The following is a 24,194-nucleotide window of genomic DNA, read 5'->3' as shown; positions in this document are numbered from 1 at the left end:
CTTGAACGGCTCGGGTTGCTTGGGAGCGGACAGCGGAAATGGCCGTACCCGCACCTTTGCGCGTGATTGCATGCCATCGGCGTCCGTTCCCTTTCAGGCTGAACAGACAAGGACGGATCGCACGTGTCAAAATCCCTCGACAGTTTCAATTGCCGCCGCACCCTGACCGCGGGTGGTGCGGACTATGTCTATTTCGACCTCGTTGAGGCCGAGAAGAATGGCCTCACCGGCATCGCCCAGCTGCCCTATTCTATGAAGGTGCTGCTGGAGAACCTGCTCCGCAACGAAGACGGCCGCTCCGTCACCAAGGAGAGCATCCAGGCGGTCGCCGCCTGGCTGGCCGACAAGGGCACCGCCGGCGTCGAGATCGCCTATCGCCCTGCCCGCGTGCTGATGCAGGACTTCACCGGGGTTCCGGCCGTGGTCGACCTCGCCGCCATGCGCGACGGCATCAAGGCGCTCGGCGGCGATCCGGAAAAGATCAACCCGCTGGTGCCAGTCGACCTCGTCATCGACCATTCCGTCATCGTCGACGAGTTCGGCACGCCGATGGCCTTCGCCCGCAATGTCGAGCTCGAATATGAGCGCAACGAGGAGCGCTACAAGTTCCTGAAATGGGGCCAGCAGGCCTTCCGCAACTTCCGCGTCGTGCCGCCCGGCACCGGCATCTGCCACCAAGTCAATCTCGAATATCTGGGACAGGTCGTGTGGACCAACAGCGAGGATGGCGAGACGGTCGCCTATCCCGACACCTGCGTCGGCACCGATTCGCACACCACCATGATCAATGGCCTCGGTGTGCTCGGCTGGGGCGTCGGCGGCATCGAGGCCGAGGCCGCGATGCTCGGCCAGCCGGTCTCCATGCTTCTGCCGGAGGTCATCGGCTTCCGCCTCACCGGCAGGCTCAAGGAAGGCGTCACCGCCACCGACCTGGTGCTCACCGTCACCCAGATGCTGCGCAAGAAGGGCGTCGTCGGCAAGTTCGTCGAGTTCTTCGGCCCCGGCCTCTCCAACATGACGCTGGCCGACCGCGCCACCATCGGCAACATGGCGCCGGAATATGGCGCGACCTGCGGCTTCTTCCCGGTCGACTCGGAAACCATCCGCTACCTCACCATGTCCGGCCGCGAGGAGAACCGCATCGCCCTGGTCGAGGCCTATTCGAAGGCGCAAGGCATGTGGCGTGACGCCGGCTCCGCCGATCCGGTCTTCACCGACCTGCTCGAACTCGACCTCGGCGACGTCGTGCCGTCGATGGCCGGGCCGAAGCGCCCCGAGGGCCGCGTCGCCCTGCAGGACGTTCCGGCCGGCTTCGCCAAGGCGATGGAGACCGAATACAAGAAGGCCGCCGAGACCTCGAAGCGCTATGCCGTCGAAGGCACCGGCCACGATCTTGGCCATGGCGACGTCGTCATCGCCGCCATCACGTCCTGCACCAACACCTCGAACCCGAGCGTGCTCATCGGCGCCGGCCTCTTGGCCCGCAACGCCAACCGGCGCGGCCTGAAGCAGAAGCCGTGGGTGAAAACCTCGCTCGCCCCCGGCAGCCAGGTGGTGGCCGAATATCTGGAAAAATCCGGCCTGCAGAAGGAGCTCGACCAGATCGGCTTCAACCTGGTCGGCTTCGGCTGCACCACCTGCATCGGCAATTCCGGCCCGCTGCCGGCGCCGATTTCCAAGACCATCAACGACAAGGGCCTGATCGCAGCCGCGGTGCTTTCCGGCAACCGCAACTTCGAAGGCCGCGTCTCGCCGGATGTGCAGGCGAACTACCTCGCCTCGCCGCCGCTGGTGGTGGCGCATGCGCTGGCCGGCACGGTGACCAAGGACCTGACCACCGAGCCGCTCGGCGAGGGCAGCGACGGCAAGCCGGTCTATCTCAAGGACATCTGGCCGACCTCGGCCGAGATCCAGGAGTTCATCGAGAAGAACGTCACCCGCGAGCTGTTCGCCCGCAAATATGCCGACGTCTTCAAGGGCGACGCCTACTGGCAGAAGGTCAAGGCGCCGGAAGGCCAGACCTATGCCTGGGACGACCATTCGACCTATGTGCAGAACCCGCCCTATTTCGCCGGCGTGGGCCGCGCCTTCGGCAAGGTCGGCGACATCAAGGGCGCGCGCGTGCTCGGCCTCTTCGGCGACAAGATCACCACCGACCACATCTCGCCCGCGGGTTCGATCAAGGCCGCATCGCCGGCAGGCAAGTACCTCACCGAGCATGGCGTCGGCGTCGCCGACTTCAACCAGTACGGCACGCGGCGCGGCAACCATGAGGTGATGATGCGCGGCACCTTCGCCAACATCCGCATCCGCAACCACATGCTGGGCGAGAACGGCCGCGAGGGCGGCTACACGATCCACTATCCTTCCAAGGAGGAGATGTCGATCTACGACGCCGCCATGGAGTACAAGAAGGACGGCGTGCCGCTGGTGATCTTCGCCGGCGTCGAATACGGCAACGGCTCCTCGCGCGACTGGGCGGCCAAGGGAACGAACCTCCTCGGTGTCCGCGCGGTCATCGCCCAGTCCTTCGAGCGCATCCATCGCTCGAACCTGGTCGGCATGGGCGTCATCCCCTTCGTCTTCGAGGAAGGCACCTCATGGGCTTCCCTCAATCTGAAGGGCGACGAGCTGGTCGAGATCGACGGCCTGGACGCGATCAAGCCGCGCCAGAAGATGGTCGCCAAGGTGACCTATGGCGACGGCACGGTGAAGAACCTGCCGATCATCTGCCGCATCGATACGCTGGATGAGCTCGACTACTTCAAGAACGGCGGCATTTTGCAGTACGTGCTGCGCGATCTGGCCGCTTAGTAGGGGAATAAGGGAGTAGGGGAGTAAGGGAATAGGGCAGTAGGGAAGTCACCCGCTGCCGATCCTCTTCCCCCTACTCCCCTACTCCCCTACTCCCCTACTCCCCTACTCCCCTACTCCCCTACTCCCCTACTCCCCTACTCCCCTACTGCCTTACTCCCCTACTCCCTTCGGGCGCAGGTTGAACAGCGTGTAGGCCAGCGTGAAACCGGCGATCGGCAGGATGTCGGCCCAGATCGTGCTTTTGCTGGCGAGGAACAGGGTCGAGCCGATGCCGATCACGACCATCCACCAGGCCAGCACCTCGGCGAAGGTGCCGGTCTTGTATCGCCGCACTTGCCGGGCGCCCCACAGTTCCGCGGCAATGAAAGCAAGGTTGGTCAAAGCATTAGCCGACTCGGCCCAAAGTCCTGATCCCGTCCGTTCGCAATAAAGATCGACAGGGGTCAGGAGAGTTTGCCACATGGCGGGGATGCTGCTCCCGAATCGAACCGCGCCTTGAAATGCAAACGCTCTCCTATTGCGCCCTTACCTGCGGCTGCAACAGCAAAAATTTCACCGCAACGTGACTTCCCGTTGACCGCCGCTTCTGCCACATATTTTAGCAATCAGAACAAAGCCGGCGTCACCGGCGGGAATTGGAAAAGTCATGGCATTTCGAGGACGATTGCGGCTTGCGGCAGTAGCGCTGGCCCTGACGGCGTTGGGCGGCGTGGCCCTTGCAGCCGAGCCTGAGAAGCCCGCGACCGACAAGCCCCAGACCGACAAGCCCCAAATCGACAGGCCCTTGGGCGTGGTCGAATTGTTCACCAGCCAGGGCTGCAGCTCCTGTCCGCCGGCGGACGAGTTCTTCGCCGAGCTCGCCGGCAAGGACGATATCATCGCGCTCGCCTACCACGTCAATTACTGGGACTATCTCGGCTGGCAGGACACGCTGAGCACCAAGGAGAACACCGAGCGGCAATATGACTATATGCGCGCCTTCGGCAGCCGCTCAGTCTATACGCCGCAAGCCGTCATCAACGGCCGCAGTCACGTCAACGGCGCCAGCCGCAAGGATGTCGACGGCGCCCTGGCCCGCATGGACAGGACCGGCGAGGGCATGCGGGTCGCGATCAAGGTAAGCCGCACCAGCGACCGCGTCATGATCGACGCGGGCGATGCCGGCAACGGCCCCGCCGACGCCCATGTGGTGATCGTCTATTTCGACCCGCCGCAGATGGTCAAGATCGGCCAGGGCGAGAACAGCGGCCGCAGCCTGACCTACTGGAACGCAGTTTCCGACATCCAGACCGCCGGCATGTGGCACGGCAAGGCCCAGCGTTACGAATTGCCTTTGACCGAGATCGCCAAGAAAGGCGGCTGCGCGGTGCTGCTGCAGTCGGTCGGCAAGGACGGCATGCCCGGCCCGATCCTCGGCGCCGCCTTCATCCATAAGCCGTGAATACCCCTTCTCCCCTTGTGGGAGAAGGTGGATCGGCGCGCAGCGCCGAGACGGATGAGGGGTGCTCTAGCTTGGCCATAAGCTCGAAACCGCCACCGCCTCATTCCTTCCAACACCCCTCATCCGACCGAGCTTCGCTCGGGCACCTTCTCCCACAAGGGGAGAAGGAAAATTAAAAAACCGGCGTCAGCTTGCTTCTGACGCCGGTCATTCAGGTTTTGGGATCGTCGCACCTGATTTTTCCAAGGAAAAACCGAGGTTGGTTCGATCCGACGCTGACCCGTGGGCGGGGGGCTTGGGGTTTACGAGCCGGTGCCGGACCGAACCGTCTCAGGCAACGCCGGTAAACTCGTCGGAGATTGGGGCATGAGCGCGGATTATTTGTGGCGAGATTGTGGCAGAGGATCACCAATTCCAACACATGTTTCGCAAACGTGACTGGACGATTGGGAAAGCGCGCGACCGTGCGCATGCGTGGCTGGCCCTTGCAATTCGATCCTGAAAGCGCGAACCTTGGCCGGCGCATGATTCAATCGAAGGATCGAGGCATGACCGATCACAGCGGCGGGACGGAGGATGGGGAAGCATCCGGAATATTGATCCCGTTGCACGACGCGCGCAGCGCACGCCTCGACCAGCCGGTGCGATTCGACCGGCGCGAGCTTGATCAGATCCTGAGGCTCTACGGGCGCATGGTGGCGGCCAATGAATGGCGCGACTATGCTATAGATCATCTCACTGATCGCGCTGTCTTTTCCGTCTTCCGCCGGGCCAGCGAAGTGCCGCTGTTCCAGATCGTCAAGGACCCCAAGCTGGCGCGCCGCCAAGGCGCCTTCGCCGTCATCGCGGCAGGAGGCCGCATCCTCAAGCGCGGCCAGGAACTCGGCCGCGTGCTTGGGGTCTTCGATGCCAAGCTGAAGGTCGTCGAGGCTTAGGGGAAAAAAGAGGAATTGAGGAACTGAAGAATTGAAGAACTGAGGAAAAGGGCGCCTGACGCGCCAGTTCGCAGCCGTCTTTCTTCAATTCCTCAATTCTTCAGTTCCTCAATTCCTCTCAATTCCCGAAACCGCCGCTCCGGCAGCGAATCAGGATCCGGTGGCAGCTCTGCGCCGCCATTCAGCGACAGCTGCATGAACACCGTGTCCAGCCAGCGCCCGTGCTTGTAGCCTGATCCTTCCAACCGCCCGGAATGGTGGAAGCCGAGCTTCTCGTGCAGCCGTACCGAGGCGCTGTCGGCATGGCCGTCGCCGATGACCGCGATGATCTGGCGGAAGCCCGCCGCGCGCGCCGTTTCGATCAACGCCCGCATCAGCAGCGAGCCGACGCCCTGCCCCTTGGCCTCGGGCGCGACATAGACCGAATCCTCGATGACGAATCGGTAGGCGGGGCGCGGCCGGAACGGTCCGGCATAGGCGTAGCCGAGCACGGCGCCGCCCTTTTCCGCCACCAGATAGGGGAAGCCGCCCGCCGCCAGAGTGTCGAATCGGTTGCCCATTTCAGCGCGGGTGGGCGGCTCCAGCTCGTAGCTCGCCGTGCCGTGGACGACCGCATCGGCGTAGATTTCAGTGATCCGGTCAAGGTCGGCCGCAGTTGCAGCCCTGATCGCAATATTGCTCATAATCTATGCAGTTTGTTCTCCTGCCTCGATAACAGCAAAGGCATGCAAAAAAGGAAAGGGCGGCCGTTGGGCCGCCCTTTCGCAACTCTATGGTCCAGTGAGACCGGGTAACCGTCCTTAGCGGCGGTCGCCCATGAACTGCAGCAGGAACATGAACAGGTTGATGAAGTCGAGATAGAGCTGCAGGGCGCCCATGATCGCCTTGCGGCCGGCGACGTCGGCGACGTCACCCTCGAAATACATCTCCTTGATCCGCTGCGTGTCGTAGGCGGTGAGGCCGGCGAAGACCAGCACGCCGATCGCCGAGATGGCGAAGGCGAGCGCCGACGACTGCAGGAAGATGTTGATCAGCATCGCGATCAGCAGGCCGATCACGCCCATGATCAGGAACGAGCCGAACGCCGACAGGTCACGCCTGGTCGTGTAGCCGTAGAGCGACAGACCGCCGAAGGCCGCGGCCGTGGCGAAGAAGGTCTGGGTGATGCTGGTGCCGGTGTAGACGAGGAAGATCGTCGACAGCGACAGGCCGACAAGGCCGGCATAGACCCAGAACGTGGTCTGCGCCGCCGCCACGCTCATCGACTGGATGCGAAACGACAGGAACATCACGGCGGCGAGCGGCGCCAGGATGACGACCCAGCGGAACGCGCTGGCGTAAATGAGCTGGCCGAAACCGGTCAGTTGGCCGTCGCCGGTGACGGCGAGGTGGAAGGCGCCCCAGGCGGCAAGGCCGGTAATGAGCAGGCCAAGCCCCATGAGGTTGTAGACTTTGATCATATAGGCGCGCAGGCCCTGATCGATATCGACGCGCGCGCCGGAGGCGGCGCCCGTCTGGTAGTTGCGAATGGGATCAGCCATTGGAAATCCTCTGTTGCTTCTGCCCCGTCCGGTGACAGGTCCGCTTGGATTGATCCCTGGACCAGGCGCCGCTGGCGGGACTCCAGCATGCCTGTTGCGAAATATGATGGTTCTTGACGTCAAGAACAAGACGGTAACGGGTCGTAACGCTTTGTGAGAGTGCGAAAGGCCGGTTTTTGGGCCTTCCGGCGGGCATTCTTACAGAGATTTAATCGGGCCGGGACTTGGAGCCGCGCTCGGTTAGAGGTTGCGCAGCACCGGCGCCGCCTTATGGCCGAGCACCCGCCAGGTGCCGGCAAGGCCGATGCCGACGGTGACCGTCAGCGAGACCAGGATCGTCGCCACCGCCACCTCCGGCATGAAATGCGACGGCAGCGTCATGATATGCGCGACCACGAACCAGGCGGCGATACCGCCGGCGGCCAGCGCGAACAGCGCTGTCGCAAGGCCGATCAGCACATATTCGAGCGAGAAGGCGGCAATCAGCGTCCGCCGCGTCGCGCCAAGCGTCTTCAGCACCACGGCGTCATGGATGCGCGCCCGGTTGCCGGCGGCCAAGGCGCCCGAGAGCACCAGCACCGAGGCGATCAGCGCGACGCCGGCGGCGGCGCGGATCGCCGTCCCCAGTTGCGCGACCAGCCGGTTGACGATGTCGAGCGCGTCCTTAACGCGCACCGTCGTCACCGCCGGGAAGGCGCGGGTGACGGCGTTGAGCAGCCTTGCGTCGTCGGCCGTGGAGGCTTGTTTGTCGGTCAGCGTCGCCAGCCAGCCATGCGGCGCCCCGGCAAAGGCGTTGGGCGAGAACACCATGACGAAGTTGATGCCCATCGTCTCCCACTGCACCTGGCGAAAATTGGCGATCTTCGCCGTGACGTTGCGCCCCAGCACATTGACGGTGACGCTGTCGCCGAGCTTCAGCCCGATCGCCTTGCCCTCCTCGGCCGAGAACGACACCAGCGGCTCGCCGGAATAGTCCTGCGGCCACCAGGCACCTTCGGTCAGCGTTGCGTTTTCCGGCTGCCTGGCCTCATAGGTCAGGCCACGGTCGCCGCGCAGCACCCAGGCGCCGTCGGCCGGGATCTTCACCTTGTCGACATCGACGCCGTTGAGCGCCATGATGCGGCCGCGCAGCATCGGCACCTTGACCAGTGTTCCCCGTGGCGACTCCTTGCTCACCAGGCTGGCGAAGGCATCGACGTCGCTGCTCTGGATGTCGACGAAGAAGAAGTTCGGCGCCCGCTCCGGCAGGCTGCCGGAGATCTGCCGCCTGAGATTCCCGTCGATCAGCGCCAGCGTCACCAGCAGCGTCAGCCCGAGACCGAGCGACAGCACCACCGAGGGCGTCAGCGCGCCCGGACGGTGGATGTTGCCCACCGCCAACCGCAGCGAAACCGAGCGCACGCGCGGACTTTTCTTCGCCGCCCATTGCACCAGCACCGCCACCAGCCGCAGCACCAGGAAGGCAAAGACCGTGGCGCCGACGAAGATCGAGGCGATGCGGTGGTCATTGGCCGAGAGGATCGCCAGCGCCGCCAGCGCGACGACGATCGCCGGCGCCGCACCCGTATAGGGCAGGCGCGGCAGGCCGCGGCTCTCGAACCCCATCTCGCGGAATAGCGCCGTCGCCGGCACGTCGCGGGCGCGGCCGAGCGGCAGGAGCGCGAAGGCCAGTGTCACCAGCAGGCCAAACAGCGCCGCCATGGCCAGCGCGCCTGGATAGAAGCCGCCTTGCGCCGGCACCGGGATAACCGATTGCAACAGCGCGCTCGCCACGAACGGCATTGCGGCGCCGAGGATCAGCCCGAGCACGATGCCGAGGCCGGCGATCAACAGGATCTGCACGAGATAGACGGTGAAGACGAAGCCGCCCGAGGCGCCCAGGCTCTTGAAGGTGGCGATGACGCCGCGCTTGCCGTCGAGATAGGCGCGCACGGCATTCGCCACGCCGACGCCGCCAACCACCAGCGCTGTCAGCCCGACCAGGGTCAGGAATTGCGAAAACCGCTCGATATTGGACGACAGCGCCGGCGCCGCGTTGCTGCGCGTGCGGATCGACCAGCCGGCCTGCGGGAAATCCTTCGCGGCTTGAGCCTGGATATCCTTGATCCGCGCCTCGGAAGTCCCCTCCGGCAGCCTCACCTTATAGGCGTTCTCGACCAGGCTGCCCGGCTGCACCAGACCGGATGCGGCGAGGCCCCCGCGCGACATCATCAGCCGCGGCGCGAAGCCGAAACCGTCCGACACCGCGTCCGGCTCGCTGACCAGCCTCGCCCGCAGCTCAAAAACGGCGCTGCCGAGCTTCAGCCGGTCGCCGACGTGAAGATTGAGCCGCTCGAACAAAAGGTCTGGCGCGGCGGCGCCAAACACGCCGGACCTTTCGCCGAACAATTGCTCCTTAGGCAGCGCCGGATCAGTCACCAGCGCGCCGTAGAGCGGATAGGCGTCGTCGACGGCCTTGGCCTCGACCAGCGCCTGGTCGGAGCCATCTTCCAGCCGCGCCATCGAGCGCATGCCGGAGGTCTGCGAAACCGCGCCGAGGCTGCGGATGAAGCCGAGCTCGGCATTCGAAGCGCTGCGCTGGTTGACCTGAAAGCGCAGATCGCCGCCAAGCAGCGTCTGGCCCTGGTTGGCGACGCCGGCACTGATCGCCTGCGCCACCGAATTGACGCCGCCGATCGCCGCGACGCCGAGCGCGATGCAGGCAAGGAATATCATGAAGCCGGACAGGCCGCCGCGCATCTCGCGCAGCGAGAAGCGGATGGCGAGCTTCAATGTCCGGAGCCAGGCCCCCTCATCCGGCCGCTTCGCGGCCACCTTCTCCCCGGTGGGGAGAAGAGGGAGGTGCCGGCCCCGGCGATCTCTTCTCCCCTCGGGGAGAAGGGGGCCCGAAGGCCCGGATGAGGGGGTCTCCGCCATGCGATTATGCCGTCACTTTAAGCTGAGCAGCGTCCTCGATCCGCCCCGAGCGCATCGACACCTGGCGCGCGCAGCGCGCGGCAAGCGCCGGGTCATGCGTGACCAGCACCAGCGTCATGCCGCGTTCTGCCGCCTTGGCGAAGAGAAGATCGGCAATCTGCTTTCCCGTCGCCTGGTCGAGATTGCCGGTCGGCTCGTCGGCGATGAGGATGCGCGGCGACGGCGCCAGCGCCCGGGCGATCGCCACGCGCTGCTGCTCGCCGCCGGAAAGCTCGCCCGGATAATGCGTCACACGGTCGCTCAAGCCGACCGCCGCGAGCTCGCGCGCGGCCACCCCGAACGGGTCGCCATGTCCGGCGAGCTCGAGCGGCACCGCGACATTCTCCAGCGCGGTCATGTTGGGGATGAGATGGAAGGACTGGAATACGATGCCGATGTTTCGCCCTCGAAATGAAGCAATCTGATCCTCGCTTTTTCCGTTGAGCAATTCGCCGGCGATCCGAACCGTGCCCGAATCGACCCTTTCCAGGCCGGCAAGAACCATCAGCAGCGTCGACTTGCCCGAGCCCGATGGGCCGACAATGCCGGTGGCTTGCCCGGCCGCGACGTCGAGGCTCACGCCCTTCAGCACATGGACGGAGGACGCGCCCTCGCCGAGCGTCAGCGATACGTCCCTCAACGCGATGACGGCTTCTGTCACAATAAAAGCGCCCTATATGTGGAAAAAGGAGACGGCCCGTGTCTCCTTCCTTGGGTTGTTCCGGTCATATGGGGCTCGCCGCATGGCATTCAAACATCGTTTTGCCGCAGCCCCCGTCGTTTTCGCAGCCCTCATCCTTTTCCTTGGCCTTTGCGGCGCCATTTCGTCGGCGCGCGCCGCCAGCTTCACCATCGTCGGCTTCGGCGACAGCCTGATGGCGGGCTACAGTCTCGGCCCTGGCCAGGGTTTCACCGACAGGCTGCAGGCAGCCTTGAAGGCGAAGGGCCTCGACGTCGCCGTGGCCAATGCCGGCGTGTCCGGCGACACCTCGAGCGGCGGCCTGGCGCGGCTCGACTGGTCGGTGCCGGACGGCACAAGGCTGGTGATCCTCGAGCTCGGCGCCAACGACATGCTGCGCGGCCTTTCACCCGGCATCGCTGAGAAGAACCTCGACGCCATGCTCGGCAAGCTGAAGCAGCGCAAGATCCCGGTACTGCTCGCCGGCATGCGCGCCGCGCCCAATCTCGGCGCCGACTACCAGAAGGCCTTCGACGCCATCTATCCGCGGCTTGCGGAGAAATACGGCGTCCCGCTCTATCCGTTCTTCCTCGACGGCGTCGCCGGCCACGCCGACATGCAGCTGGAAGACGGCCTGCATCCCAACCCCAAGGGGGTCGACATCATGGTCGAGCGTATCCTTCCCGTGGTCGAGAAGGCCATTGCCGCGAATGGCGGTGCGTCATGAGACCGAAAAGCCACGCTTTCCGCTGGGGAAACATTGTGGACAACAAACCGCTTGCCCCGCGCTGATATCGATGATTCGCTAGGGCCGAGAGTTTCGATTCGAGGACAGGAGGCTTCACATGCCACGTCTTTTCACCGCCCTCGAAATTCCGCGTGACGCCGCTCTCTCCTTGTCCCTGCTCCGGGGCGGGCTGCCCGGGGCGCGCTGGATCGACGTCGAAAACTACCATCTGACGCTGCGCTTCATCGGCGATGTCGAAGGCCATGTCGCCGACGAGATCGCCAACGCCCTCGACAGGGTTCACCGCCCCTCATTCCAGATGACGCTCTCGGGCGTCGGCGCCTTTGGCGGCAAGAAGCCGCATGCGGTGTGGGCCGGCGTGTCCGCCTCGCCGGACCTGACGGCGCTGCAGGGCGAGATCGACCGCATCTGCCAGCGGCTCGGCCTACCGGCCGACCCGCGCAAATTCTCGCCGCATGTGACGCTGGCGCGCCTGCGCAACGCAAGCCCGCTCGACGTCGCGCAATATCTTTCGGCGCGCGGCAATTTCGCCGCGTTGCCCTTCCGTGTCGGCCGCTTCGTGCTGATGTCGTCGCGCGATTCGGTTGGCGGCGGCCCTTACATCGTCGAGGAAGCCTGGCCGCTGGTCGCCGAAACGCTCGCCTCGAGCCGCTTCGCCAGCGCCTCCGACGCCTCGCGGATCATGCGGTAGACCGAGGCGAAGGCCTCGGCGCCGTCATAATAGGGATCCGGCACGTCCGCGGCCCTTCCCGTGGCGAAATCCAGATAAAGATGGACGCGGTCTCGCGCGGCCTGCGGCGCCAGTGCCTTGAGGTCGCGCACATTTGCCCGGTCCATCCCGAGGATCAGGTCGAAGCGCGAAAAATCCCCCGGCAGCACCTTGCGTGCCCTCTGCCCTGAAATGTCGATGCCGTGCTTCGCGGCAACCGCGATCGAGCGCCGGTCCGGCTCCTGGCCGGCATGCCAGCCGCCGGTCCCGCCGAATCGAGCAGCATTTCGTGGCCCCGGCCACGCTCGGCCCAGACGGCGCGAACACGCCCTCGGCGAGCGGCGAACGGCAGATATTGCCGAGGCAGACGAACAGAACGGAATTTATGGACTTTATGCTCATTCGATATGCGCTGTTTGTGCATTTGGAACCCCAAAACCGCAAAGCAGCTTTGGGCGACTTGCATTATGGTGGGGTCAAATTCGAGATAGCACGGGAAATCATCATGACGAGAGAAAAACTAAGCAAGGACGCGATCGCCGCCGCTCTGGCCGAACTCGACGGCTGGTCGCTCGCCGCCGACGGCGCGTCGATCAAGCGCAGCTTCGTCTTCAAGAATTTCTCAGAGGCCTTCGCCTTCATGACCCGCGTGGCGCTGGCCGCCGAGAAGATGGACCATCACCCGGATTGGTCCAATGTCTACAAGACCGTCGACGTGACGCTGAACACGCATGACGCCGGCGGCGTGACGGCGCTGGATATCGAACTGGCAAAGCGGATGAACCGGTATTTTCACTGAGGGCGAGACGTCGTCACTTCGTCATCCACGGGCGGAGCGACGCGAAGCGGAGCGCAGACCCGAGGATCCATTCCGTGACCGTGGTCGAGGATTGTAGCGGAGCAGAATTCTGCACCGTGAGCGGCGCTCGAAGGTAACGGAATGGATCCTCGGGTCTGCGCGCGTCGCTTCGCTCCTTGCTTCGCCCGTGGATGACGATCGGAGGAATAGCTCGGCCAATCGCCAAACTGAGGCGATTGCCACCAACCAGCATTTGAAGTGCTGTGGCATCTCGTTCCGATTTTCCGCCCAACCAACCCCCAAACTCTTGCAGCAGCCCCCCGCTTTCACCACATCTTTCGCGGCGGTCGGCACGCATGGGTTGCGCGCGGCCGCCAAGGAGCGATTGATGACGCAAGGTTCCGGTTTCGATTTCTTCGGCTTCGGCGACAAGCTCGCCGGCGAAGGCGAGATCCGTGAAAAATTCTGGCGCACCGCCAAGAAAGCGGCGCGGCAGATTCCGTTCATGGACGAAGTCGTCGCCGCCTATTATTGCGCCATGGACAAGGACACGCCGCTGCGCGCCAAGGCCACCCTGCTCGGTGCGCTTGGCTATTTCGTCCTGCCGTTCGATTTCATTCCCGATTTCGTCGTCGGCCTCGGCTACACCGACGACCTTGCCGTGCTGACCGCGGCGATCGCCGCCGTCAGCGCCCATATAACGCCTGCCCACAGGCAGGCCGCCAAGGACGCGCTGGCCGACAAGGGCTGACGGCAGCTTGCTCAGCCCGCAAATCAGCGCGTGCGAAAAGACAAACTCTTGCGTTTTCGTGGCATCCAACTCCGCGCCGGAACGTCGCGCCAGCCGCTTTCAACGGTGGCGGCGCGACTGCATGTCGCCCAAAACTGCGTAGCGGTTTTTGGGTAACGACATGCACAACAAAAGAGACCCAAAGCACGTCGCTCGAACCCTTCGGCGTGATGTGCCTTGGGTGGGCGGTTTCCTGGGGTGAGTTCCTTTTGTCGAGGACGATTCACCGTTTGGTAACCCTGATTAAATCAAAATGAAGCGACGGCAGGACGCCACGCGGCCCGCCTCCGCACCATTTGGAATACGGGAAGAACGATGCGCGGATTGATTGCTATAGTTTCCAGCCTGGTCCTGGCGGCCGCCTTCGCGGCGCCGGCGCTGGCGCAGCAGGCGACCAAGATCGGCCAGCACAACGCCTGGGGCACCTACAGCTATCAGTCGCAGGCCGGCAAGGTCTGCTATGTGCTGACCGTGCCGACCGACAAGCAGCCGCCGTCGCTCGACCATGGCGACATGTTCTTCTTCGTCAGCCAGCGTCCCGGACAGCAGGTTTCCTACGAGCCGCAGTTCATCGCCGGCTACAACTTCCAGGAAGGCTCGAAGGCCACCGTCACCATCGACAAGAAGAGCTTCTCGATGTTCACCCGCGGCAAGTCGGCCTGGGTCGAGAACGCCGCCGAGGAGCCGGTGCTGATCGCCGCCATGAAGACGGGCACCGACATGAAGGTGCAGGCGAAGTCGGGCCGCGGCAACCCCACCTCCTACGTCTTCTCGCTGAAGGGCATATCGGCCGCGCTGGCCTCGATCGCCAAGTGCAAGTAAGCACGGACCGAGTCTTGATCCGAGGGCCGGGCCGCAAGCCCGGCCTTTTGCTTTTGAAAGCAATTCCGGAAAGGATGTGAAACGGATTGCTTGTCACGGCAAGCACGGCTTGGTGGCTATGGTGGGCATGTATGGCTCAGACCGGCGAGATGAGGACAACCCGAGGCCGAGCCATATTCCCCCGCGAGCGGACCGGAAGGAACCCTTCGTGAGCGCCCAACACCAGTCTCTTGTGATCGCCGCGATGTTGGCTCTTTGGTCTCAGGATTCGCGCGCCGACCCAAGAGCCGCCGTTGCGACCGCGGATTTTCTGAACAGCATCGGTGTCGTCAGCACATTTCCTGACCGGGGCCAGCCTTTGGCTAAGACCGTCGAGATGGTCCGCTATTGCGGCTTCCGGTGGGTGAGGGCGGGAATAGAGGGGTTAACTGACAACGGCCCCACGACCATGCAGACCTTTCTGGAACTGCATCGGCAAACCGGTGCCAGGCTGAGTTGGGGACTGGTGAGCGGTGGGTCTGACCTGAAGAGGTTGATGGAAACCGGCAAGGTATTGGCGCAGGCCGACGCGCTGCTGGCTTTTGAGGGCAACAACGAGCCAAACAACTGGGCTGTTGAGTATCGAGGCGAGAAAGGCGGTGGGCGCGGGTACTCCTGGATGGCGGTCACGAAATTGCAGCGAGACCTTTACCACGCGGTCAACACGGATCCGGCGCTGGCGAAGTACCCCGTGGGGTCGATTTCGGAACCGGGAGCGCAAAATGACAGCGTTGGCCTTCAGTTTCTTGCAATTCCTCAGGACGCTGAAACCTTGATGCCGGACGGCACCAGATATGCGGACTACGCGAATGTACACAACTACCTCTATCACCCGCATTCGCCCTATCCGGCCGACAACAAGGGTGTGGGATGCTGCCGACCCAACCTATGCTGCGCGGGTCGACGGACTATTCGGAAACTTCGGTCTGACATGGTCGAAATGGTTCCGGGGCTACCCGCCGGAACAACTTGAAACACTGCCGCGTGTCACGACCGAGACGGGAACCAATATCCAGGGACCGGTCACCGAAGAGTTGCAAGGTTTGAATTTGTTGAATTTGTATTTCGCACAGTTCAAGCGGGGTTATGCCTACACTTCGGTCTATCTGCTGAGGGACCGCACCGATGAGGCCGGCAACCAGTCGTTCGGTTTCTTCAGGCCCGATTATTCACCCCGCAAGGCCGCGACCTACCTTCACAACGTTACGACTATTCTGGCTGACGAGGGTACGGTCGCTACGTCCGGCACGTTGGATTACACGATCGCGGACCAGCCTCCGACGGTTCATGATCTTCTCCTGCGGCGCAGTGACGGGACGTTCCAACTGGTCGTCTGGGACGAACGGTTGAACGACCAGGACCAGGTGACCGTGCGCCTTGGCGCCACGGCGACTTCCATAAGCATCTATGATCCGACTGTCGGCACCGATCCTGTCCGGACAGTGAAGAACACGACCTCGCTCGACCTTTTGCTAAGCGATCATCCGATTGTAATCGAGATCTCGTCTGCCAGATAGGCTGGCGCGTTTGGACAAGCAGGCCGGGGCTCAAACCCGGTCTTCGCTTTCACAGCGGCTGTTCTGCCCCGGCAACCCTGCGCCGCCGGATCGCCTCGGCGATGAAGACGCGCGACAGCGCGTGGTAGAGCGGTTCGTTGGAGATGAGCCTTGCCGTGCTGTAACCCGGCATTGCCGCGCACATCAGCGCGATGACGTTGTCGTGGTTGCCGGTCATTTCGAGGATGATGACGAAGGCCGTCATCGGCGCCTGCACGACGCCGGCGAAATAGCCGGCCATGCCGAGCAGTGCCGCGGTGCCGGTGGCCGTGCCGAAGACCAGGCCCAGCGTGCTGCCCAGCCCCGCGCCCACCGCCAGCGACGGCGCGAAGAGGCCGCCCGGAATGCCCGACACCATCGACAGCATGCCGGCCCCGAATTTCTCGACGAAGAAGAAGGCCGGCAGCCGCGTGCCTTCGATCGCGCCGCGCGCCTGCGCATAGCCGGTGCCGAAGGTCAGCCCGCCGGACGCCACGCCGATCACCGCCACGGCGAGCCCGCAGACGGCCGCCACGACCAGCGCGCGCGGCAGCGGCTGCAGCGCGTTCCAGCGCCGGATGCGGCGCATGACTTTCAACGCCGAAAGCGAGAACAGCGCGCCGACCCCGCCGCCGATGATGCCGCAGGCTAGTACCAGCGGCCAGTCGGAGGCGAAGGCGACCGTGTCTTTGGCGACGCCGAAATAGGTGTAGTTGCCGAGCAGCCCGAGCGAGGCGAGGCCGGCCAGGATCACCGCCGTCAGCACCAGCCCGTTGGTGCGCGCCTCATAGGCCCGGCCCATTTCCTCGATGGCGAAGACGATGCCGGCGAGCGGCGTGTTGAAGGCGGCGGCTATGCCGGCGGCGGATCCCGCCAAGATCAGCCCGCGCGCATGCGCCATGCCGCCCCAGCGCGCCGCCTGCAGCATCACCGAAGCGCCGACTTGCACCGTCGGGCCTTCGCGGCCGATCGAGGCGCCGCAGGCGAGGCCGGCGACGGTGAGCGCTATCTTGCCCACCACCAGCCTGAGCGACAGGATGCGGCTGCGATCGTCCTCGTCGCGCAGATGCCGCGCCGCGATCGCCTGCGGAATGCCGCTGCCTTGTGATCCCGGGAGGAAGGAATGCGCCAGCCAGGCGCAGAGCACGAACCCAAGCGGCGTCACGATCAAAGGCAGATAGAAGCGCCAGCCGCCCTCATTGCCGGTCATGACATGGAACAGGGCCTGCGCGCGGTCGGCGAGCAGGGCGAACAGGACGCTGATCAGGCCGATCGAGATGGCGCCGGCCCAAAAGACGAGCCGCGGCTGCCAGACGCGCCGCGACACCCACATGGCGTGGGAACGCCGAAGCATGCGGTATTTTCGCGATATGCCGGCCATGACGAGCCTCTTGCTGGTAGGCCCGGCCTAGCACAATGACGGCGCCGATCAACCCGCGAGGACGAGCCCGACGCCATGCCGGCAACGTCCAGGAACGGCGCTCAAGGAGATGTGATACAAAGGCAGATAACCCGCCGGCGTACCGGCCGGCGGGGAGGTCGGCACGCGCTGTCGGCGAGGTCACATCGCCATTTTTTCGCATTCCGCCTGGGCCTTCTTGGTCGACGTGTCGATCATGTAGGCCTTGCCCTTGGCGTCGGTGATCATCATCATGCAATGCTTGATGGGCTTGGCCATCTTCATCATGTCGGCGCTCATCTTGGCGTCCGGCATCATGGTGCCCATGTGTCCGTCCGGCATGATCGCGGTGACCTGGCCGCCCTTCATCATGGTCATGGCGCCCATTGTGTCCTCGGCGGAGGCCTGCGAGGCGCAAAGACCGGCGAAACCGGCAATGAGTGCGAACTTGATCGAGTGCATCTGAACAACTCCCATTGTTGAGGGGCATGGTCGCCCTCTTCCGGTTCGCCGACGCAGCGCGAATGGTTACGCCAACACGAATATGTGATCGATTTTCAGACGGCGGCAGCCGTCAGCGCCGCGCCTCGGTGCAGCAGGGGGGTCAAGATTTGTTGACCTCTGTGCCAGCCGAAATCGCTATCGCTTCGCATCGATCGGGCCATAAAGCAGTCCGGTGCGGTGGGGGTCCGGACCGGCAGGGCCGCACGACATCGACGCCGGCTTGATCGCGGATGGCTGGCGGGCGGGCATCGCTTCCTGCACGACGGAACTGGCGGACAATTGGAACAGCATCTCTTCGCGACCGAGCGCGACCCGCGTCTCAAGCTGATCATCCCGGCCATCGTCGCCATCGCCTTCCTGATGGAACAGCTCGATTCCACCATCCTCACCACCGCCATTCCGGCCATCGCGCAAAGCCTCGACACCACCCTGGTCCGGCTCAATCTGGCGATCACCACCTACATCCTGACCCTGGCCGTGTTCATCCCGGTCAGCGGCTGGTTCGCCGACCGGTTCGGCGCCCGCAGGATCTTCGCCCTGGCGCTCTTCACCTTCACCCTGGGCTCGGTTCTGTGCGGCGTGGCCGACAGCGTCGGCATGCTTTTGGCCATGCGCGCGCTGCAGGGACTGGGCGGGGCCATGATGACGCCGGTCGGGCGGCTGATCCTGCTGCGCTCCTTTCCACGCAGCGGGCTGATCACCGCCATGACCTACATGACCTTGCCGGCGATCGTCGGTCCCGTCATCGGACCGCTGCTCGGCGGCCTCTTGACCACCTACGCCTCCTGGCGCTGGATCTTTTATGTCAACGTGCCGTTCGGCCTCATCGGCATTCTCGCCGCCTTGCACTTCGTCGACGATTTCCACGGCGAAGAAGCCCAGCCTTTCGACTTCGCCGGCTTCCTCATGGTGGGTACTGGCGCGGCACTCCTGCAATTCGGCTTGGAGAATATCGGCAGGCCGATCATTTCGCCGCTGGCGACCATGCTGGTGCTGGCGGCCTCGGTCCTGCTGCTCTTCGCCTTCGGCCACTATGCGCGCCGAGTCGCGGCGCCCGCGGTCGATCTCACGCTGTTCCGCTTCCGCTCCTTCCGGGTCGGCACGCTGGCCGGCGGGCTCTGCCGCATCGGCCTCAACGGCGCGCCCTTCCTGTTGCCGCTGATGCTGCAGGTCGGCTTCGGCATGAGCCCGGTCACCTCCGGATCGCTGACCTTCGTCGGCAGCTTCGGCGCGCTGCTGATGCGGCCGCTGCTGTCCTTCTTCCTGCGGCGCTTCGGCTTCAAGGCCGTGCTGAGCGGCAGCGCCGTGGTCGGCTCTGTTGCCGTGGCGGGCTTTGCCCTGCTCGACGCCGACACCCCGCATTGGCTGATCGGCCTCTATGTCTTTTGCTTCGGCATTGTTCGTTCGGCGCAGTTCATGTCGTCCAACACGCTGTCCTACGCCGACCTGCCGGCCGAGAACCTCAGCCGCGCCACCAGCCTGGGCGGCGTCCTGCAGCAGCTCAGCGTCGCGCTCGGCGTTTCGATCGCCGCCATGGTGCTCGGCCTCGTCTCCGGGGAGGTGCATGCGCCGACGGCGAGCCAGTTCCATTGGGCGTTCCTGCTGACGGCGGTGATCCCGCTGCTCTCCATCCCGGGATTCTTCTTTCTCCATCCGGAAGATGGCCAGCAGGTCAGCGGCCATCGCCGCAAGGCGGAAGTTCAAGGGTAAGCCCGGCGCATGACTCCGGCGCCAAGCTGTGCTATGCGCCGCGCTTCCTGTCAGGCCGGTGCTGAAATCGGCCGCAAATCGCTTATATTGGCGCCACCATGACCGTTTCGCTTGATCTTACCGCCGAAGGCGCCCGTGACGCCTTGCGCCGCGCAGCCCCGGCCGAAAAGCCGTCCCTGATCGGCCTGACCCGCGCCGAGATCGGCGAGGCGCTCATCAGTGCCGGCATCGTGCCGGAGCGCCAGGCAAAGATGCGCGCCCAGCAGCTCTGGCACTGGATGTATGTGCGCGGCGTATCCGACTTCGCGCATATGTTCAACATCTCCAAGGACCTGCGCGCCGCGCTCGACACGCATTTCACCGTCGCGCGGCCGGAGATCGTCGAGGAGCAGATCTCCTCCGACGGCACGCGCAAATGGCTGTTCCGCTTTCCGCCGCGCGGCGCCGGCCGTCCCGTCGAGATCGAGACCGTCTACATCCCCGAGGAAGGCCGCGGCACGCTCTGCATCTCCTCGCAGGTCGGCTGCACGCTGACCTGCTCCTTCTGCCACACCGGCACGCAGAAGCTGGTGCGCAATTTGACGACGGAAGAGATCCTGGCGCAACTGCTCACCGCGCGCGACCGGCTCGGCGATTTCCCCGACCGCGACACGCCGGACGGCGCCATCGTCCCGGCCGAAGGGCGCAAAGTGTCCAACATCGTCATGATGGGCATGGGCGAGCCGCTCTACAATTTCGAGGCGGTGAAGAAAGCGCTGCTGATCGCCTCCGACGGCGACGGCCTGTCCCTGTCGAAGCGCCGCATCACGCTGTCGACCTCGGGCGTGGTGCCGGAGATCGCCCGCACCGGCGAGGAGATCGGCGTCATGCTGGCGATCTCGCTGCATGCCACCAATGACGACCTGCGCGACCTTCTGGTGCCGATCAACAAGAAATTCCCGCTGAAGGAGCTGATCGCCGCCTGCAAGGCCTATCCCGGCCTCTCCAACGCCAAGCGCATCACCTTCGAATATGTGATGCTGAAGGACGTCAACGATTCCCTCGACGACGCCAAGGCGCTGGTGAAGCTCTTGAAGGGCATTCCCGCCAAGATCAATCTGATCCCGTTCAACCCGTGGCCCGGCACCAACTACCAGTGCTCGGACTGGGAGACGATCGAAAAGTTTGCCGACTACATAAACAATGCCGGCTACGCCTCGCCGATCCGCACGCCGCGCGGCCGCGACATCCTCGCCGCCTGCGGCCAGCTCAAGTCGGAATCGGAGCGGATGCGCAAGGTGGACCGGCTGGCGCTCGAAGCCATGATGATCGCGGGGCACGGCGAGGCGTGAGGCGTATCATCGCCTATCTCGTCCGCTTCGCCGTCATCCTGATCGGCTATATTGTCGGCTCGCTGGCGGCGAGCGCCTTTCTCAACGCGCTCTTCCTCGGCTATTTCGGCTATGCGCTGTAGCCAGGCCACCCGACGATCGCGCCGGCGCTCTATTTTTCGGTGCCGTTCGTGGCGCTGTTCGTCGCCTATTTCGCCTTCATGCCGGCCGCCGTCGTGATCCTGGCGGCCGACGTGCTTGGCCGGCGCGACTGGCTGTTCTACGCGCTGGGCGGCGCGGTCGTCGCCATCGTCTTCCTCGGCTTCGTGCATAATGTGGGCGACGCCAATTTCGATGTCACCGCGACGAATGTCCGCTTGGCCGTGATCGGCTGCGGCATGGTCGGCGGCATCTTCTACTGGCTCTCCGCCGGCCGCTGGGCCGGAAGCTGGCGCCGCCCGCCCCTGGCCGACGCGGACCCTTGAGCTGATGACGAAAAGTTGCAGACTTTTCTGCAGCGGATCATGTCAAAACCCATCGACTTGAAGAGGCTGCCCGAATCGAATTTGGCCCGCCGTGCCGAGACATTCTGGCAAGACCGACAGGAGCAGGGCCATGGCGGAAGGTGAAATGAATGGCGGCTCGGCCGCCGCCGTGGCCGAACGGCTCGATCAACCGGCCGAGCGCAGCCCTTCCGGCCTCGGCGCCGGCCTGCTGTTCATCCTCTCGATTGCCTGCGGCGTAAGCGTTGCCACCATTTACTTTCCCCAGGCGATCACGCTGCTGATCGCGTCCGACCTGCACGTCCCTGCTGACACGGCGGCCTTGGTCGTCACCACCGCCCAGCTTAGCTATGCGCTTGGCCTTCTGCTGCTGGTGCCGTTGGGAGACCGGCTTCCGCATCGTCCGCTTGTCGCAACCCTGTTGACGCTGACGGCCGCAGCACTTCTGATCGCCAGCCAGGCGCCGACGCTGCCGGTGCTGGCAGTCGCAAGCATGGCGACGGGCATCACCACCGTGGTGCCGCAGATCCTGCTGCCGATGGCGGCCGGGCTGATGCCGCCGGAGCGGCGCGGGGCGGTCACCGGCACGCTGCTCAGCGGATTGCTGGCCGGCATTCTTTTGGCCCGCACCTTCGGCGGCTTTCTCGGCGAGCATCTCGGCTGGCGCGGACCGTACCTGGTCGCCGCGGCGGCGCTGTTCGCCTTAGCCGTCCTGCTTGGCCTGGTGCTGCCCAGGACGGCGCCGACATCTTCGCAGCGTTACCCGTCGCTGGTCGCGGCGGCCTTCATCCTCTTTCGCGACGAGCCGGAGCTGCGCCGCTCCTGCCTTTACCAGGCGCTGATGTTCGGCGGCTTCACCGCCGCCTGGACAAGCCTGGCCTTGCTGCTCGGCGGACCGCTGTACCATCTCGGCGGCCAGGCGGTCGGGCTGATCGCGCTGGTCGGCGCGGCCAGCGTGTTCTGCACGCCGGTCGTCGGCCGGCTGATCGACCGCAAGGGTCCCGACGTCGTCAGCCCGCTCGCCTTTTTCACCGGCATCGCGGCGGGGATCGTCCTGCTCGGCGGCGGGCTTGGCGGAGCAACAGGCCTGTTGGCGCTCACGGCGGGCATGCTGCTCCTCGACATCGCCGTGCAGAGTGGTCAGACCGCCAACCAGGCGCGTGTCTTCGCGATCCGGCCCGACGCCCGCAGCAGGCTCAACACGGCCTATATGACCTCAGTTTTCCTCGGCGGCAGCGCCGGCTCTTGGATCGGCGTCAAGATCTACGGCCATTGGGGATGGCCTGGCGTCTGCGCGCTCATCGCCGCCGCGGCGATCATCGCTCTGGCAAGGCATGCGGTGAAGATATATCGCTGAACCCTTGCCGATTGCCGCAAGCGCCGAGCGACAGCTACTTCGCCTGCGCGGTCAGGATCTTGAGCGCGAAGGCCGAAAACACGCAGCCGAAGAGATAATCGACCACGCGGGTGACGCGCGGGCTGGCCTTCATCGCCGCCGAGAACTTTTCCGCCGCCAGCACCATCGGCGCCGTCACCGGGATCGACAGCGCGATGAACATCACGCCGAGGAAGAACAGCTTGCCGGACGCGTTCGGATCATGCGCGGAGACGAATTGCGGCAGGAAGGTCATGAAGAACAGGATGATCTTGGGGTTGAGCAGGTTGACGCCGAGCCCGGCCGCCCAACTGCGGAACAGCGAAACCTGCGGTCCTGTCCGCTTCTCCGGTGAAAAGGCCGAGCCCTTCATCACCGCCTGCCAGGCCAGGAACACCAGATAGCCGGCGCCGAAGATCTTGAGCACGAAGAAGGCCATAGGCGAGGCGACGATCAGCGCCGAGATGCCGACCACCACTAGCGTTGTATGGATCAGCGTGCCGGTGAGCGCGCCAGCCATCGAGGCGAAGCCGGTGGCACGGCCCTGGCTCAGCGTGCGCGAGACGAACAACGTCATGTCAGGCCCCGGCGTGATCGCCAGGATGATGGTGGCAATGGCGAACTGGATGAGCGTCGAAGTCTCGGGAATGAAGGACATTGGTCGCCTCGGGGGTCGCCTCGGGTGGATCGCGCGCCCTATAACGCGGCGCTTTCTGCCACGCCAGCGTCTGTCCTGGCAAACATCTGGCCCAGCCTGTGCCACCGGCAGGCTTCCGTGGTAGTGTCTCAGTTTGAATTTCGGGACCGTCAAAAATCCATAGTCGCTATCGATTGCCTGACTTCAGCCAACTCTGACGCGACTTCTGGATGATCGAATGACAAACCGAGGTAGGTAGCCAAAACGACGTCACTTCCATTCGAGAGATACCAAACTCCGAGTGTCTCACTGAGGTCGTGGGACACGCACCCGACAGAAAATACCTTGCCCATGTTTGTAACCGGATCGTCAAACGCTCGGGGCTGCTTTCTGCAAAATTCAGCGAGCATGCTTCGCAGTGCAACTATGCTTACTCGCGGATGTTTGCCTCCAGCATAGCGGGCAATCGTGAACTGAAACGCTCCAACTCCGGAGGGAAGGGCAAGGGTTGGAACACCCTCGGGTACGTTATCTGTTCTGTCGGCCCAATCCGAAGGTAGATCAAAATGCAATCCATAGAACTCTATGCGCATGTCACCCTTTTCTCGTAGGGGCCGCGCTTGCCGTCATCCAGCGTGTCGTCGGCTTCCCCGCCAGTCGCAATACGCATGACGTGGACGGCGTCGCCGATCACGTCGCCGGGGCGCTTCTGGCCTCCGGTCGGCTTTAGCTCGGATACTCCAACACGATGACGTAGCCGGATGGCTGGGTTATCGGACCGATGTCGGTGGGTACATCCCGCTCCGGTTGCCAGATCACGTTGATGATCCGGCTTCCCTCTTCGCCTAGGCTGTGGAGAAGCGTCTTCAGACGGTCCACATCGTCCGGGCATGTTTCGACTGCGTATGACATGAAAGCTCCCGCGCTTTGCGGTAAGCATATAGGA

Annotated in this window: 24 protein-coding genes and 2 pseudogenes; 15 read left to right on the top strand and 11 right to left on the bottom strand. The window is 64.3% G+C overall.

The annotated features are described in order from the left end of the window. Nucleotides 1-123 precede the first annotated feature (123 nt). Nucleotides 124-2,814, top strand: coding sequence for an aconitate hydratase AcnA (acnA, locus tag EJ072_RS15375; protein ID WP_126080436.1), 2,691 nt, complete (start codon nt 124-126; stop codon nt 2,812-2,814). A 174-nt stretch (nt 2,815-2,988) separates the two neighbouring features. Here the strand turns inward: acnA and EJ072_RS15370 are convergent. Continuing rightward, a pseudogene (locus EJ072_RS15370) lies at nt 2,989-3,279 on the bottom strand (hypothetical protein); the annotation flags it as partial. A gap of 184 nt (nt 3,280-3,463) precedes the next feature. Between EJ072_RS15370 and EJ072_RS15365 the strand changes: the two are divergent. Beyond that, nucleotides 3,464-4,258, top strand: coding sequence for a thioredoxin family protein (locus EJ072_RS15365; protein WP_126080435.1), 795 nt, complete (start codon nt 3,464-3,466; stop codon nt 4,256-4,258). A gap of 548 nt (nt 4,259-4,806) precedes the next feature. Continuing rightward, entirely contained in the window at nt 4,807-5,193 is a 387-nt protein-coding gene (locus EJ072_RS15360) for a DUF2794 domain-containing protein (protein ID WP_126080434.1), read from the top strand. A gap of 92 nt (nt 5,194-5,285) precedes the next feature. Here the strand turns inward: EJ072_RS15360 and EJ072_RS15355 are convergent, their stop codons facing one another. The 4 genes from EJ072_RS15355 to EJ072_RS15340 form a co-directional block, all read right to left on the bottom strand. Continuing rightward, entirely contained in the window at nt 5,286-5,876 is a 591-nt protein-coding gene (locus EJ072_RS15355) for a GNAT family N-acetyltransferase (RefSeq protein ID WP_126080433.1), read from the bottom strand. A gap of 117 nt (nt 5,877-5,993) precedes the next feature. Next, nucleotides 5,994-6,734, bottom strand: coding sequence for a Bax inhibitor-1/YccA family protein (locus EJ072_RS15350; protein ID WP_126080432.1), 741 nt, complete (start codon nt 6,732-6,734; stop codon nt 5,994-5,996). A 240-nt stretch (nt 6,735-6,974) separates the two neighbouring features. Beyond that, entirely contained in the window at nt 6,975-9,473 is a 2,499-nt protein-coding gene (locus EJ072_RS15345) for an ABC transporter permease (RefSeq protein WP_189343358.1), read from the bottom strand. Nucleotides 9,474-9,654: 181 nt separating this feature from the next. Next, nucleotides 9,655-10,350 (bottom strand): ABC transporter ATP-binding protein, encoded by a 696-nt coding sequence (locus EJ072_RS15340; RefSeq protein WP_126080430.1) that lies wholly within the window; start codon nt 10,348-10,350, stop codon nt 9,655-9,657. Nucleotides 10,351-10,432: 82 nt separating this feature from the next. Here EJ072_RS15340 and EJ072_RS15335 point away from each other — a divergent pair, with 82 nt between their 5' ends. Both EJ072_RS15335 and thpR read left to right on the top strand, forming a co-directional pair. Next, nucleotides 10,433-11,095, top strand: coding sequence for an arylesterase (locus tag EJ072_RS15335; protein ID WP_126080429.1), 663 nt, complete (start codon nt 10,433-10,435; stop codon nt 11,093-11,095). A gap of 118 nt (nt 11,096-11,213) precedes the next feature. Next, nucleotides 11,214-11,807, top strand: a complete 594-nt coding sequence (gene thpR / locus EJ072_RS15330) for an RNA 2',3'-cyclic phosphodiesterase (protein WP_126080428.1) — start codon at nt 11,214-11,216, stop codon at nt 11,805-11,807. On the opposite strand, the pseudogene EJ072_RS15325 reads toward thpR, so the two are convergent. Beyond that, nucleotides 11,714-12,227 (bottom strand): annotated as a pseudogene (locus EJ072_RS15325) (low molecular weight protein-tyrosine-phosphatase). The gene thpR and the pseudogene EJ072_RS15325 overlap by 94 nt on opposite strands. 103 nt (nt 12,228-12,330) lie before the next feature. On the opposite strand from EJ072_RS15325, the gene EJ072_RS15320 reads away from it, so the two are divergent. The 5 genes from EJ072_RS15320 (at nt 12,331) to EJ072_RS35975 (ending at nt 15,792) form a co-directional block, all read left to right on the top strand. After that, nucleotides 12,331-12,624 (top strand): 4a-hydroxytetrahydrobiopterin dehydratase, encoded by a 294-nt coding sequence (locus tag EJ072_RS15320; protein WP_112129091.1) that lies wholly within the window; start codon nt 12,331-12,333, stop codon nt 12,622-12,624. A 388-nt stretch (nt 12,625-13,012) separates the two neighbouring features. Beyond that, the gene (locus EJ072_RS15315) at nt 13,013-13,375 is read left to right on the top strand and encodes a YkvA family protein (RefSeq protein ID WP_126080427.1); all 363 of its coding nucleotides are present in this window, start codon (nt 13,013-13,015) and stop codon (nt 13,373-13,375) included. A gap of 354 nt (nt 13,376-13,729) precedes the next feature. Beyond that, a complete protein-coding gene (locus EJ072_RS15310; protein WP_126080426.1) occupies nt 13,730-14,236 on the top strand; it encodes an invasion associated locus B family protein in 507 nt (168 codons plus the stop codon). A 208-nt stretch (nt 14,237-14,444) separates the two neighbouring features. Then, on the top strand, nt 14,445-15,248 hold the full coding sequence (locus EJ072_RS35980) for a hypothetical protein (protein WP_189343310.1): 804 nt from the start codon (nt 14,445-14,447) through the stop codon (nt 15,246-15,248). Then, nucleotides 15,139-15,792 carry a hypothetical protein gene (locus EJ072_RS35975; protein WP_127256061.1) on the top strand — a complete coding sequence of 218 codons (654 nt, stop codon included), beginning with the start codon at nt 15,139-15,141 and terminating at the stop codon, nt 15,790-15,792. The genes EJ072_RS35980 and EJ072_RS35975 overlap by 110 nt, the downstream gene beginning before the upstream one ends. Nucleotides 15,793-15,841: 49 nt before the next feature. Here the strand turns inward: EJ072_RS35975 and EJ072_RS15300 are convergent, their stop codons facing one another. Both EJ072_RS15300 and EJ072_RS15295 read right to left on the bottom strand, forming a co-directional pair. Further along, nucleotides 15,842-17,191 (bottom strand): chloride channel protein, encoded by a 1,350-nt coding sequence (locus EJ072_RS15300; RefSeq protein WP_126080425.1) that lies wholly within the window; start codon nt 17,189-17,191, stop codon nt 15,842-15,844. A gap of 180 nt (nt 17,192-17,371) precedes the next feature. Further along, on the bottom strand, nt 17,372-17,671 hold the full coding sequence (locus EJ072_RS15295; RefSeq protein ID WP_126080424.1) for a hypothetical protein: 300 nt from the start codon (nt 17,669-17,671) through the stop codon (nt 17,372-17,374). A gap of 321 nt (nt 17,672-17,992) precedes the next feature. Here EJ072_RS15295 and EJ072_RS15290 point away from each other — a divergent pair, with 321 nt between their 5' ends. From EJ072_RS15290 to EJ072_RS15275, 5 genes are all read left to right on the top strand, one after another. Next, on the top strand, nt 17,993-19,423 hold the full coding sequence (locus EJ072_RS15290; RefSeq protein ID WP_126080423.1) for a DHA2 family efflux MFS transporter permease subunit: 1,431 nt from the start codon (nt 17,993-17,995) through the stop codon (nt 19,421-19,423). Nucleotides 19,424-19,521: 98 nt separating this feature from the next. Further along, nucleotides 19,522-20,754, top strand: a complete 1,233-nt coding sequence (rlmN, locus tag EJ072_RS15285; protein WP_126080422.1) for a 23S rRNA (adenine(2503)-C(2))-methyltransferase RlmN — start codon at nt 19,522-19,524, stop codon at nt 20,752-20,754. After that, entirely contained in the window at nt 20,751-20,876 is a 126-nt protein-coding gene (locus tag EJ072_RS37515) for a hypothetical protein (protein ID WP_292256119.1), read from the top strand. Before rlmN ends, EJ072_RS37515 begins: the two co-directional genes overlap by 4 nt. 48 nt (nt 20,877-20,924) lie before the next feature. After that, nucleotides 20,925-21,218, top strand: coding sequence for a hypothetical protein (locus EJ072_RS37510; RefSeq protein ID WP_348526204.1), 294 nt, complete (start codon nt 20,925-20,927; stop codon nt 21,216-21,218). A gap of 130 nt (nt 21,219-21,348) precedes the next feature. Beyond that, a complete protein-coding gene (locus EJ072_RS15275; protein ID WP_210211650.1) occupies nt 21,349-22,593 on the top strand; it encodes an MFS transporter in 1,245 nt (414 codons plus the stop codon). Between the two features lie 34 nt (nt 22,594-22,627). On the opposite strand, the gene EJ072_RS15270 is transcribed toward EJ072_RS15275, so the two are convergent. The 3 genes from EJ072_RS15270 to EJ072_RS35970 form a co-directional block, all read right to left on the bottom strand. Further along, a complete protein-coding gene (locus tag EJ072_RS15270; protein ID WP_126080421.1) occupies nt 22,628-23,269 on the bottom strand; it encodes a LysE family translocator in 642 nt (213 codons plus the stop codon). Nucleotides 23,270-23,418: 149 nt separating this feature from the next. Further along, a complete protein-coding gene (locus EJ072_RS15265) occupies nt 23,419-23,841 on the bottom strand; it encodes a hypothetical protein (RefSeq protein ID WP_126080420.1) in 423 nt (140 codons plus the stop codon). Nucleotides 23,842-23,974: 133 nt separating this feature from the next. Then, on the bottom strand, nt 23,975-24,160 hold the full coding sequence (locus tag EJ072_RS35970) for a hypothetical protein (RefSeq protein WP_189343309.1): 186 nt from the start codon (nt 24,158-24,160) through the stop codon (nt 23,975-23,977). Nucleotides 24,161-24,194: the final 34 nt, after the last annotated feature.

It is taken from the genome of Mesorhizobium sp. M2A.F.Ca.ET.046.03.2.1 (genome assembly GCF_003952425.1).
Taxonomy (GTDB): Bacteria; Pseudomonadota; Alphaproteobacteria; order Rhizobiales; family Rhizobiaceae; genus Mesorhizobium.
This window is presented reverse-complemented; position numbering and strand designations above follow the sequence as displayed.